Here is a 12,210-nt window from a genome sequence, read left to right as displayed (position 1 = left end):
CTCAGGTCTGGCGTTTGCGGGTGGCGACCGAGCGGGGCGGCTGGGCGCGCATGTGGTCGCGGACCCGGGTCATGGTGTCGCCGAGCGTGCGCAGGTCCTTGCCGGACAGCGGCGCGAACAGCAGATCGCGGACGAGCACGATGTGCCCGGGCAGGATCGTGGCGACCCGGTCCAAGCCGTCCCGGGTGATCGTGACCAGCGTGGCGCGCTGGTCTTCCGTGCTGGGAGCGCGGGTGATCAATCCGGCCTTCTCCAGCAGCCCCGCCTGGTGGGTCAGGCCACTGCGGCTGTAGACGACACCATCGGCGAGCGCGGTCATCGTCAGGCGCCGGTCCGGGGCGCCGGCGAGCCGGGCCAGCAGCTGGAACTGGATGTAGCTGAGCCCGCCCGCCGAACGCACCTGCTGCTCGACGGCGTGGTGCAGCAGGCTGACCGACTCCATGAGCGCGAAGTAGGTGTCGAGCTGCTCGGGTTCCAGCGATTCTGCCACTTCCCCAGTTTACTTGCTTCGAGTTCGAAGCACCGTGACCTGTCTCACCTGTCGAGTGATGTGCTTCGACCTCACGGCGGACTAGCCTGGAAACCACTTCGAGGTCGAAACAATTCGAGGAGGCAGTCATGACCATGGACGACGTGACCGACTTCAACAACCGCACCATCGCCGAGTTCCGGGAGAACGGCGGAAAGGTCGGCGGACCGTTCGCGGGCGCTCCCCTGCTGTTGCTGCACACCACCGGCGCCCGCAGCGGCAAGCCCCGGATCAACCCGATGGTGTACCTGCCCGACGGGGACCGTTACCTCGTCTTCGCGTCGAAGGGCGGCGCCGACAGCAACCCCGACTGGTACTGGAACCTGCGCGCGAACCCCGAGGCGTGGATCGAGGTCGGCGACCGGACGGTGGAGGTGCGGGCGGTCGAGCTGGAGCGGGCCGAGCGCGACGAGAAGTACCGCGTCCAGGCCGAACGCTACCCCGGTTTCGCCGAATACCAGCGCAAGACCGACCGGATCATTCCGGTGATCGCGCTCGTCCCGGTCACGGCCCGCTGACGGGCACGACCTGAGCCGGAGTCAGCTCCGGCCCAGCGGGTCGGCGAGCAGCTCGGCCAGCGTCTCCTCCGCCAGCGACCGCAGGCCGGGCACCGACTCCTCCGGAACGGAACCGAGCGGCCAGCGCACCCTGGTGCCGATCGGGGCCCAGCCGCCGATCGCGGCGAGGGTCTTGTCCAGCGCCGGGTCGGCGGCGCCGAGCGGGACGATGTGGCCGGTGATGAAGTCACGCAGCCGTCGTTCGAGGTCGAGGGCCGCCGTCGGGTCCGTGTGCATGAGGTTCCACCACCGCACGGCGCCCGCCGGGCTCAGGCAGGCCACGTTCGAATAGGAACCGGCCGCACCACGGGCGTGGCCGGACGCCAGGGTGTGGCCCGCGACGAACACCGCGAGCCGGTCGGTCAGCCCGGACGCGACGTCGATGCCCGGCACCTTGATCCCGATCAGTTCCGGCACCTCACCGGCGAGCCGTGCCAGCAGGTCCGGGCCCACCTGGGTCTTGGCGTAGGGCGGGTTGTACAGCACGAGCGGGACGCCGTCCGCCGCGTCCGCCAGGCCGCGCACGGCGGCGACCGTCTCGCCGGGGCGCAGCGGGAGCCAGTCGGGCAGCACGATCTGGACGGCGCCCGGCCGCAGGGCCGCGGCGCGGCGCACGCGCTCGCGGGACAGCTGACCGCTCGGGTGGCTCGCGCCGAGCTGGAACGGCACACCCGCGGCCGTCGCGCGCTCGGCGACCAGCTCGTGCAACCGGTCGTACTCGGCGTCGGTGAGGGTGAAGAACTCGGCCGCGGTGCCGTTCGTGTACACACCGTGCACACCGGACTCCAGGAGTGCGTCCACGGCCTGCCCGAGGCGGGTGAAGTCGATGCTGTCGTCGGCGTTCACCGGCAGCAGCACGGCACCCCACACACCGGTGAGGTTCTCGGCACGGAGAGGTTGCATGAGGCTCCTTCGGAGGGCTACCGTCGGGGTGACGTAGGACATCCTACGTCTCGACTTCACGGAAGGTCCAGTCCATGGCAACGCCGCCGCCCACCACACCGGGGTCGTTCCGGCAGCTCAGCGGAGCACAGCGCAAGGCATTCTTCGCCGCCTGGCTCGGCTACCTGCTCGACGGCTTCGACTTCATCCTGATCACGCTGATCCTCACCGAGATCGCCGACGAGTTCGACCTCAGCCTCACCAAGGCCGCGACGCTGGTCTCGGCCGCGTTCGTGTCGCGCTGGCTCGGCGGTCTCGTCCTGGGCGCCATCGGCGACCGGTACGGGCGCAAACCGGCGATGATCATCGCGATCCTGGCGTTTTCGGTCGGCAGCGGGCTGTGTGGTTTCGCGTGGGGCTACTGGTCGCTGTTCGTGTTCCGCGCGCTCGTCGGCATCGGCATGGCGGGCGAGTACGGGTCGAGCGCCACCTACGTCATGGAGTCGTGGCCGAAGTCGATGCGCAACCGCGCGACCGGCTTCCTGCTCTCCGCCTACCCCATCGGCACCGTGATCGCCGCGCTCGCCTACGAGTTCATCGTGCCCGCGGGCGGCTGGCGCTGGCTGTTCTACGTGGGCATCATCCCGGTCGCGCTCACCCTCTACCTGCGCCGGTCGCTGCCCGAGGCCGCCGAATGGGAGCAGGAGGTCGCCGGGAAGGACGACGTCACCACCTCGTCGGTGCTGTTCTCGCCGCGCCGCCGTCTGCCCAACGCCGCGCTGGCCGTCGTGGTTTCCGCCGCGCTGGTGCTGATCTTCACCGGCCTCGCCGGACCGGCCGCGCCGTACCTGATCGCGGTGACCGTGCTCGGCCTCGCCGGGTTCGCGGTCCAGCTGGCCGGGCGCCTGTGGCCGGTGATGATCGCCGTCATGGTCACGGTGTTCTGCGCGTTCCTCTACTCGTGGCCGATCCAGTCGCTGCTGCCGACCTACCTCAAGTCGGACCTCGGCTTCGACGCGAGCCAGGTGTCCAACGCCCTGACCTGGGCCGGCCTGGGCTACGCCGCGGGCACGTGCCTCGCGGGCGTCGTCGGGGACAAGCTCGGCACGCGGCCCACGTACGTGCTCGGGCTGTTCGTGTCGCTGGCGTTCGTGTTCCCCGTGTTCGCCCTGCCCTCGGACAACATCGTGCTGCTGTGGGTGCTGCTGTTCGCGATGCAGGCCACCAGTCAGGGCATCTCGGGCCTGCTGCCCAAGTACGTCGGTGACCACTTCCCCACGCGGCTGCGTGCCGCCGGGCTCGGGTTCACCTACAACGTCGGCGCGCTGGGCGGTGCGGTCGCGCCGCTGGCCGGTGCCGCGATCGCCGACGATCTGGGCAGCCTCGGCACCGCTCTGATGGTCCTCGCCGGATCCCTCACCGTCGTCGTCGCGCTCATGATCGGCCTCGACGTGCCCGCCCGGATCGGGCGGGCACTCAAGATCAGCTCCGACGCACCCGCGTTGGCGCCCAAGGAAAGGAAAGCCGTCAGTGGTCTCTGACACCACCTTCGATCCGCACGGTGTCGTTCCCCCGCTCGTCACCCCGCTCGACGAGAACGGCGAGGTGGACCGCCGCTCGCTCGAACGGCTGCTGGCGTTCCAGCTCGACGCGGGTGTGGACGGCGTGTTCGTCGGCGGGTCGAGCGGCGAGATCGCGCTGCTCGACACCGCCCAGCGCAAGGCGCTCCTCGAAGTCACGGTCGGCGCCGTCGCCGGGGCCGTGCCCGTGCTCGCGGGCGCCGTCGACACCGGCACCCGGCGCGTGGCCGAGCACGCCCGCCAGGCCGCGGCGCTCGGCGCGGACGCCGTGGTCGTGACCGCGCCGTTCTACGTCGAGCCGCACCCCGCCGAGGTCGTCACGCACTTCCGGCACGTGCACGCCGCGGTGGACGTGCCGGTGGTCGCCTACGACATCCCCTCCGCGGTCCGCACCCGGCTGACCCCGGACATCGTCACCGAACTGGCGGAGTCCAAGTTCGTCGTGGCGCTCAAGGATTCCAGCGGCGATCTCGCCACGTTCCGGGAGATCCTGCGGAGCACCGACCTGCCCGCCCTCACCGGGTCCGAGCTGCTGGCGGACACCGCGATGACGCTCGGCGCCGCCGGTCTCGTGCCCGGGCTGGGCAACGTCGACCCGCACGGGTACGTGCGGCTCTACCGCGCGGCCCGCGACGGCGACTTCGCGGCGGCGAAGGCGGAGCAGGACCGGCTCGCCGGGCTGTTCCGCATCGTCTCCGTCGCCGACCTGCGGCGCATCGGGTTCACCGCGGGCGCGCTCGGCTCGTTCAAGGCGGCGCTGGCGTGGCGCGGCGTGATCGACCACGCCGCGACGAACGTGCCGCTGCACCCGCTCGACGACGTCGAACTGGGCGTCATCGCATCGATCCTGACCGAGGCCGGGCTGGACCGGGCCGGTTAGAACTTCAAACCGAAGAGAAGCGAGCCGGTGGCCTTGGCGAGGGCGTCGTCGTGCAAGGCAGGCACCTTCGAGGACACCATGAGGGCACCGTCGCCGCCGTCCACGGCCAGGCCGCCGACCGCGACCGTGCTGCCCGCACGCCTGACCTCACCGGCGGCGGGCGGCGGGGCGATGAGCGGGTCCACGTCGGTGAGCCGGAGTCGCGCGTCCTGCACGATCTGCGGGACCAGCAGGTTCACCGCGGCGTTGACGCGGGTCGTGACCAGGCGGACGGACAGGGTGTCACCGCCGACGCGGTAGTCGCACTCGATGTAGGTACCGGCGACCGCGTCGAGCGGGGTCATCCCGTCCCGCTGCTGCGCGGTGAGCGGATCGTCGGCGGGAGTCGTGGTGGCCGATGTCTGCGCTTCGGCCGAGTCGAACTCCGCTGTCCCGTCGACGCCGGCGGCCGTCAACGCGGCGGGCACGTCGAAGTCGACCGGGCACTTCGCGGGGTCGGCCCGGGTGGCGGCCTGCCGCAGCGCATCTGCCGAGAGCGCCGCCTCGTCTCCGGTGTCGCAGGCGGTGAGCAGGGCGACCGCCGCGAGCGCCCCGCAGGTCATGTTCGCAACGCGTAAGCCCCTGTTCGTGGTCACGACTTTCGGACGTTGACCACTCCCGCCCCGTTCCCGGTACTTTTTCACACGATCTTGACTCCGGAGGGAAAGGCCAGAGATGCGTGTGGGAAGAACCGCCGTCGTCACGGTGTTCGCGGCCCTGTTCACCGTTCTCCTCCCGGCCGCCGCGTGGGCGGAGCCGCCGTCGGCGCTCCCGGCGAGCTACGCGGCCGAGGACGGCAAGTGGCAGCCCGCCTTCGACTACGACGGTGACGGTTGCTACCCGGCACCGGCGATCGGCCCGGACGGGACGCTCAACCCTGGCCTGAACAACTCCGGCGCCCTCAACGGGAACTGCCACGACCAGTCCGATTTGGACAACACCAACTCGTACTCGCGGTCCAAGTGCGACAACGGCTGGTGCGCCTACATGTACGACCTGTACTTCGAGAAGGACCAGGCCGTCCCGGGCCTCGACTGCTGCGGCCACCGCCACGACATCGAGCACGTCGTGGTGTGGGTGCGCAACGGCGAGGCGCAGTACGTGTCCACCTCCGCGCACGGCAACTTCTCCACCTACCCGCGCTCCGAGGTCGGCTGGGAAGGCACCCACGCGAAGGTCATCTACCACAAGGACGGCGCCGGCACCCACTGCTTCCGGCTCGCGAGCATGACCGAGACACCGGAGAACCACTACGGCACCTGGCAGTACCCGGACCTCGTCAGCTGGGACAACTACCCCTCGGGCATCCGGGACAAGCTGATGGGCGCGGACTTCGGTTCCGCGAGCTTCGGCATCAAGGACAGCGCTTTCGCGGGCAACCTCGCGAAGGCCAAGCCGGCCGGGATCTCCTTCGACCCCAACGCGTGAGCCGGTCCGGCCCGGTCAGCGCCGCGGACCGGGCCGGAGCCGCCGGGTGAGGATCCTGCCCAGCGGCACCAGCACACACACGACCATGCCGACCCCGACGGCGACGAGGAACACCGCTTCGGCCGGGGAGTTCGGGCGCTCGCCGTCCCCGTATCGCGCGCTCAGCCGGATCGTCCCGTCGAGGGTGAGCCAGACGAGCGCCACGCCTGCGGCGACCACGGCCACCGCGACGGCCGCCACCACCGCCATCACCAGCAGGTCCCGTCGTCTCATGCTCGCGGCCGTCGCAGCCTCCTCGGTTCCGGCTCCGGAGTTTCCGGCTTCAACGGGGACGCGGGAGCGGGATCGGTCACGTCCCAGACCTCGCGGTCGAGCGGCTCTTCGGGAGCGGTCTTCGCGCCGGACGTGCTCACCGGACGGTAACCGGCGGCGGCGGGGTTGTCGAGCGCCGACCGGCCGCGCAGCCGCGCCGGGACGCCCGGGGTCGCCTGCGGTCCCTTCGTGCGGCGCTCGGTCGCGGGTGGACCGCCGGAGCGCCTGCCCAGCGTCGACCGGGCGGTTCCCGGCACCATCGGCGGCATCATCATCGGCGGGATCATGCCGCCTCCCGCGCCCGTCGAGGCGGGTTTCGCCGCGCCCGGTTGCGCAGGTGGCTGCGGTGCCTGGGGAACGGCCTGCGCTTCGGTGAGCGGGACGGGGTCGGCCGCGCGCTCGATCCGCGACGGGAGGTTCGGCCCAGTCGACCCGCGCCCGGCCGAACCGCCGAGACCGGCGGTGTGCGCCGGGGACTTCCCCCCGGTACCACGACGTCCGCCCAGCGATCCTCCCGCGACGCCGCGCGGATCGAACGCGGGCCGCGACACCCCGCCCCGCGGCACGACCCCGCCCGTCAGGGGGACGGCGACGAGTCCCGGCATCGACACGCTCCCCGGTGGCAACGACGAACCCGACGAACCCGTGCCGGGTTCCGGTCCGCCTTGGAAGGTGACCGTGGCGGTCTCGTGCCCGCCGACCGCGCCGAGCACCGCCTCCGCGGCCGCGAGGAAATAACGGTCCAGCTCGACGAGGTACACGGCCGCTTCGCTCTGGCTCGTCTCGGTGGCGCGCTCCACCGTGTCGGTGACCCGGCCGCGGGTGAGGAGCAGCTGCCGGGCGAGGTCGTCGAGCGCGCGCCACGGCTCGTGCGCCTCGACGCGCCCCAGCATCTCGTCGATCGACGCCTTGCGCTGCTCCGCCTGGCGCACGAAACCGGCGCCCGTCGTGTCCGTCCACTGTAGTCGGAGGTGATCCAGCTCGTGCCGCAGCGAGTCGGACAGTTCGCGCAGTTCCGCCGCGACCCGCCGCCACATCCGGGCGGCGTCCGCGACCCGCGCGAGATGGGCATGTGCCTCGACATCGACCAGCGCGAACTGGACCATGCCGGGCAGCCGCGTGTAGTCCACGGTCAGTCCTCCACGGCGACGACCGCGATGGTCAGCGCGCCCGCCCGGTCGGTGGCCTCGTAGTCCTCCGCGGCCTCGTTCGCCGCCGACCTCAACGCCGCGACCGCTTCCCCGGTCTCGGCGAGGAACTGGGCGAGCGCGAGGGTCGCGACCGCGTCGGCGGCGGCGAACGTCCCGCACGCCTCCATGCCTTCCAGACACGGCGTCGGCTCCGGCGGATCGACCTCCGTGTCCAGCCCGGCCAGGCGCGCGGCGAACGACCGCATCGCCTCCGGATCCCCGTGCATCTCCCGTCGGCACATGGCTCCTCCGTTCACGCGTTCTCCTCCGAGGGCAGCCAGGCGAGCTGCACGAGCCGCGGCGCGTGCCGCCTGCCGGTCAGCCACGCCCGTCCCGGCGGAAGCGGTTCCGCCTTGAGCCCGCCCAGCAGCGGGCCTTCGTCCTTGTCACCGGACATCAGCAGGCCCGGCGTGCCGACGTCCCGCAGCCGCGACACGAACGTCTCGAACAGCGCCCGGCTCGCGCCACCGGTGCGGCGGGCCAGCACGACGTGCAGCCCGATGTCGCGGCCCTGCGGCAGGAACTCCAGCAGCGGCAGGAACGGGTTGTCCATCTGGCTCGCGACCAGGTCGTAGTCGTCGATCAGGACGAACAGCTCCGGCCCTTGCCACCAGCTCCGCGTGCGCAGCTGTTCCGGCGTCACGTCCGGACCGGGCAGCCGCACGCTCATCTCCTCCGCCACCTGCCGCATCAGCCTGCTCGTCGAATCGCGGTCGGTGCCGTAGCCGATCAGGTGCTCGGTGGTGACGTCGCCCAGCAGGCCGCGCCGGTGGTCGACGATGATCATCCGCGCCTGACGCGGTTCGTGACCGTCGGTGATGGCGCGGGCCAGCGAGCGCAGGAAGGTCGTCTTGCCGGACTCGGTGTCGCCGAGGAGCAGCAGGTGGGGGTCGGCGCCGAAATCGAGGTGGACGATGCCGAAGTCGTCCTCCGCGATGCCGATCGCCAGGCGGTTCGCCTCGTGTTCCCCGGCGAGCCGGGCGTAGGGCAGTTCCGCGGGCAGCAGCCGCACGGCCGGTGCGGGCGGGCCCTGCCACGCCGACGCCACCGTGTCCACCAGCTCGCGCACCCCGTTCGCGAGGTCGATCGGGTCGTCCACGCCGTCGATCCGGGGCAGCGCGATCAGCATCTGGTGCCTGCTCGTCGTGACACCGCGACCCGGCGCGCCCTCCGGCACCTTGATCGCGGACGCGCGGTCCACCATGCTGTCGACCGGATCGCCGATGCGGAGTTCGAGCTTGCTGCCGAACAGATCCCGCACGTTCATGCGCAGGTCGAACATGCGCGCGGCGGAGGCGATCACGTGGACGCCGTAGGACAGCCCGCGCGCGGCGATGTCGGTGACCGCCGCCTCCAGGTCGTCGAACTCGTTGCGCAGGGTCGCCCAGCCGTCGACGACGAGGAACACGTCGCCGTGCGCGTCGAGGCCCGGACGCGCACGGAAGGACTGCATGCCGTCGATCTCGTGCTCGGCGAAGGCACGTTCCCGTTGCGCGATCAACGTCCGCACCTCGGCGATCGTCCGCCGCACCGCCCCGGCGTTCTGCCTGCCCGCGACCCCGCCGACGTGCGGGAGCCCGCGCAGCGTGTTCAGCGTGCCGCCACCGAAGTCGAGGCAGTAGAACTGGACCTCACGCGGGGTGTGGGTCAGCGCGAGGCTGGTGACCACCGACCGCAGCGCCGTGCTCTTGCCCGACCGCGGCCCGCCGATCACCAGCACGTGCCCCGCCGAACCGGACAGGTCCAGCACCAGCGGATCGCGGCGCTGCTCCAGCGGCCGGTCGACGATGCCGATCACGGCCTGCAGCGCGCCGGCGAGCCGCGTGCTGCCGAACCCGCGGTCGTCGCGGCGGTCCAGGTCCGGCAGCAGCTGGTCCAGCGTGGGCGATTCGGCCAGTGGGGGCAGCCACACCTGGTGCGCGGGCGTGCCGCGGCCGCGCATCCGGTCGACGAGGATGTCCAGCAGGCTCTCCCCGACCGCGTCCTCGTCCGGGGTTTCCGCGACGGAGTCGGTGTCGCCGACCGCGGGAGCGAGGTACCGGGTCGAGTATTCGAGCAGTTCGAGTGCGTCGTCGTCGCGGAGGTCGGCCGGGCCCGCGAGCGGCGCGCGGTGCGTGCCGGAAACGTAGGCCGACCGGAACCGCAGCATGGATTCGTTGTCCGTCTTGAGGAAACCGTGCCCGGGCGCGCGCGGGAGCTTGAACGCCTCCCCCACGCCGAGCACCGTCCGGCTCTCCATCTCGGAGAACGTGCGCAACCCGATCCGGTACGACAGGTGGGTTTCCAGGCCCCGCAGCCGCCCTTCCTCCAGACGCTGGCTGGCCAGCAGGAGGTGCACGCCGAGCGACCGACCGACGCGTCCGACCTGGACGAACATGTCGATGAAATCGGGTTTGGCGGACAGCAGCTCGCTGAACTCGTCGCAGATCACCAACAGCGTCGGCACTTCCGGCAGCGGCGCACCCGTGGCGCGGGCCCGTTCGTACTCGCGCAGCGACGTGAAGTTCCCGGCCGCGCGCAGCAGTTCCTGCCGGCGCAACAGCTCGCCGTTGATCGCGTCGGTCATCCGGTCGACCAGGTGCAGCTCGTCGGCGAGGTTGGTGATGACCGCGCTGGTGTGCGGAAGCTTGTCGAGCGTGGCGAAAGTGGCGCCACCCTTGAAGTCGACGAGCGCGAAGTTCAGCGAGCTCGGCGGGTGCGCCACCGCGAGCGCGAGCACGAGCGTCCGCAGCAGTTCGCTCTTGCCGGAACCGGTGGCGCCGATCAGCAGACCGTGCGGGCCCATACCGTCCTGCGCCGACTCCTTCAGGTCCAGCTCGACCGGGGACCCGTCGGTGCCGATGCCGAACCGGATCCGCAGCCGGTCCCTGGTCGGCCGCTGCACCCAGGTGTCGGCGGGGTCGTAGGTGCGCGGGTCGCCGATGTCGAGCAGCTCGGCGAGGTCGAGATCGGTGCTCAGGGGCTGCTCGCCGCGCCCGGCGGCGGTGGCGCGCAGCGGCGCGAGCTGGCGCGCGATCCCTTCCGCCGCGGACAGGTCCAGTGCGTCCGCTTCGCCGAGCTCGACCGCGCCGTCGATGGTTTCGCTGGACAGGGCACCGTCCTCGCCGACGTGCAGCACGATCGTCGCCGGGTCGAGCGCGCGGGGCGGCGGGGTGCGGAGGTCGACGATCGTGACCCCCTCAAGGCCGCCGTCGGCCATCAGCTCGTCCGATCCGGCTGTCGACCCGCCGTCCAGCACCACGACGACGTGCGGCAGCGCTTCGCGGTTGTCGTAGGACGGGTCGAACCGCTTCCGCTCGCCGAGCAGGTCGTCGATCATCGCCTCGACCGACACGATCGACGTCGCCACGAGCCGGAGCGGGCCCGCGGCGTCCGTCCGTTCCGGGTGCAGGGCGTGCGGCAGCCACTTGAGCCAGTCCCACTGCTGCTCGCCCGCGGACGGGCAGGCCGCGACGCGCAGGTCGTCCGGCGACTGCAGGGACGCCAGCTGCACGAGGATCGCCCGCACCAGTGCCACCGAGCGCGCGCGGTCGCCGGTGACGTGGATGCGGCTGAACCCGTTGACCGCCATGGCGAGCGGGAGCCCGGGGATGGCCGTGTAGGTGGTGAGGAACCGGCGCAACGCGAGCGCGGACAACGGTTCCAGCTGTTCCAGCGGTTTGGCTTCCGGCGGCACGAGGGTCATCGCCGGACGCTGCGGCCCGGTCCCGATGCGGGCGACGCCGAAGTCCGCGTCCATCGGCCGCCGCTCCCACAACCGGTGGCTCGCCACGAGCGACAGCAGCGCCTCGGGCTCCGGGTGCAGGTACACCATCGCGTCGCGCTGCTGGTGGATGGCACGCGTCAGCCGGAGCCGGTGCTGTCCCAGATGCCGTAGGTAGCCGCGGCGTTCCTGCCCCATCTCGCGTTTGCTGGGCCCCGCGGAGTTCAGCAGCGACACCACGAGCATGCCCAGCATCCCGACACCGAACAGCCCGAACACGACGAGGCGCAGCGGCCCCGTGCCGCGCCCGAAGTTCCCGGAGAACATCAGCATCATCGCGGCCATCATCGCCATCATCGGGATCACCATGAGAACCTGAGTCCACTGACGCCCGCCGGGCCGCGGAATCTCCGGCGGCGGATCGAGGATCAGCTCCCCCGAAGGCTGCTCCGGCGCCGGACGGCGAACCGGCCTCCGCACGACCACCGTCGCCATCGCGAACCCCTCTCCCGTGCCTGGTGAACCCCAGTCTGACCGGGCGAGAGGTGCTCGGGGGCCGGTTGGCAGGAAGGTGCCGCGTCAGGGGCCTTCGGCGAGAGAACGCTTCAGGTGCTCGTGGATCGACAGGAAGAACTCCCGGAAGTTGGCGAACCGGTCGATCTCCTCGTCGGCCAGCCACAGCACCGGGTGGCCCCCCTCGGTGACCGGGCCCGTGCGCCACAGCACGAACACGTCGATGTCCTCGGTGCCGACCGCGATCGGGATCAGGTCCTTCTTCTCCGGGAAGTCCGCCGGCACCTCCGCCCGGCGGAAGTACCCGTCCAGCAGCCGCTCACCCGCGTCGACGGCCGGGCCGCCCGCGAGGTCGCCGGTGCCGAGCAGGTACACGTCACGGAAGAACTCGGCCCATCCATCCGCGTAGCCGAGGAAGTCGCGGTACTGCGCGTCCAGGCTGTCACCGAACGCGGCCAGCTTCGTCCCGGTCGCGCCGGGGTTCGGCAGCGTGAGCGGATACACGTCCGGCTTGACCACGGAGAGCTTTTCCCGCACCTGGTACATGAACCCGATGAGTTCGTGCCAGCCCAGCCCGTCATCGTCCATTGTGGTGTC

Annotated in this window: 12 protein-coding genes; 4 read left to right on the top strand and 8 right to left on the bottom strand. The window is 71.4% G+C overall.

What is annotated here, in order from left to right; genetic code table 11:
• Position 1 precedes the first annotated feature (1 nt).
• Positions 2-490, bottom strand: coding sequence for a MarR family winged helix-turn-helix transcriptional regulator (locus tag HNR02_RS15985; RefSeq protein ID WP_179773955.1), 489 nt, complete (start codon positions 488-490; stop codon positions 2-4).
• 128 nt (positions 491-618) lie between these two features.
• Between HNR02_RS15985 and HNR02_RS15980 the strand changes: the two genes are divergently transcribed.
• Positions 619-1,047, top strand: coding sequence for a nitroreductase family deazaflavin-dependent oxidoreductase (locus HNR02_RS15980; RefSeq protein WP_312861030.1), 429 nt, complete (start codon positions 619-621; stop codon positions 1,045-1,047).
• Positions 1,048-1,068: 21 nt separating this feature from the next.
• Here the strand turns inward: HNR02_RS15980 and HNR02_RS15975 are convergent, their stop codons facing one another.
• Positions 1,069-1,989, bottom strand: coding sequence for a dihydrodipicolinate synthase family protein (locus HNR02_RS15975; protein ID WP_179773954.1), 921 nt, complete (start codon positions 1,987-1,989; stop codon positions 1,069-1,071).
• 74 nt (positions 1,990-2,063) lie between these two features.
• On the opposite strand from HNR02_RS15975, the gene HNR02_RS15970 reads away from it, so the two are divergent.
• Together HNR02_RS15970 and HNR02_RS15965 are read left to right on the top strand one after the other, a co-directional pair.
• Positions 2,064-3,509: an MFS transporter gene (locus tag HNR02_RS15970; RefSeq protein ID WP_179773953.1), complete on the top strand. Its 1,446-nt coding sequence runs from the start codon at positions 2,064-2,066 to the stop codon at positions 3,507-3,509.
• Positions 3,499-4,428 carry a dihydrodipicolinate synthase family protein gene (locus tag HNR02_RS15965; protein ID WP_179773952.1) on the top strand — a complete coding sequence of 310 codons (930 nt, stop codon included), beginning with the start codon at positions 3,499-3,501 and terminating at the stop codon, positions 4,426-4,428. The genes HNR02_RS15970 and HNR02_RS15965 overlap by 11 nt, the downstream gene beginning before the upstream one ends.
• Here HNR02_RS15965 and HNR02_RS15960 read toward each other — a convergent pair.
• Positions 4,425-5,063, bottom strand: a complete 639-nt coding sequence (locus HNR02_RS15960) for a hypothetical protein (protein ID WP_179773951.1) — start codon at positions 5,061-5,063, stop codon at positions 4,425-4,427. The genes HNR02_RS15965 and HNR02_RS15960 overlap by 4 nt on opposite strands.
• Positions 5,064-5,142: 79 nt before the next feature.
• On the opposite strand from HNR02_RS15960, the gene HNR02_RS15955 reads away from it, so the two are divergent.
• On the top strand, positions 5,143-5,895 hold the full coding sequence (locus tag HNR02_RS15955) for an NPP1 family protein (RefSeq protein WP_179773950.1): 753 nt from the start codon (positions 5,143-5,145) through the stop codon (positions 5,893-5,895).
• 15 nt (positions 5,896-5,910) lie between these two features.
• Here HNR02_RS15955 and HNR02_RS15950 read toward each other — a convergent pair whose 3' ends face one another.
• The 5 genes from HNR02_RS15950 to HNR02_RS15930 form a co-directional block, all read right to left on the bottom strand.
• Entirely contained in the window at positions 5,911-6,168 is a 258-nt protein-coding gene (locus HNR02_RS15950; protein WP_179773949.1) for a hypothetical protein, read from the bottom strand.
• Positions 6,165-7,337, bottom strand: a complete 1,173-nt coding sequence (locus HNR02_RS15945; protein WP_179773948.1) for a WXG100 family type VII secretion target — start codon at positions 7,335-7,337, stop codon at positions 6,165-6,167. Before HNR02_RS15945 ends, HNR02_RS15950 begins: the two co-directional genes overlap by 4 nt.
• 2 nt (positions 7,338-7,339) lie before the next feature.
• A complete protein-coding gene (locus HNR02_RS15940; RefSeq protein ID WP_312861029.1) occupies positions 7,340-7,654 on the bottom strand; it encodes a hypothetical protein in 315 nt (104 codons plus the stop codon).
• The gene (gene eccCa, locus HNR02_RS15935; RefSeq protein WP_179773947.1) at positions 7,651-11,595 is read right to left on the bottom strand and encodes a type VII secretion protein EccCa; all 3,945 of its coding nucleotides are present in this window, start codon (positions 11,593-11,595) and stop codon (positions 7,651-7,653) included. The genes HNR02_RS15940 and eccCa overlap by 4 nt, the downstream gene beginning before the upstream one ends.
• Positions 11,596-11,679: 84 nt before the next feature.
• A complete protein-coding gene (locus HNR02_RS15930) occupies positions 11,680-12,201 on the bottom strand; it encodes an SMI1/KNR4 family protein (RefSeq protein ID WP_179773946.1) in 522 nt (173 codons plus the stop codon).
• Positions 12,202-12,210: the final 9 nt, after the last annotated feature.

Source organism: Amycolatopsis endophytica, from assembly GCF_013410405.1.
Classification (GTDB): Bacteria; Actinomycetota; Actinomycetes; order Mycobacteriales; family Pseudonocardiaceae; genus Amycolatopsis_E; species Amycolatopsis_E endophytica.
The sequence above is the reverse complement of the archived record's forward strand: the minus strand, read 5'-3'. Positions and strand labels throughout refer to the sequence as shown.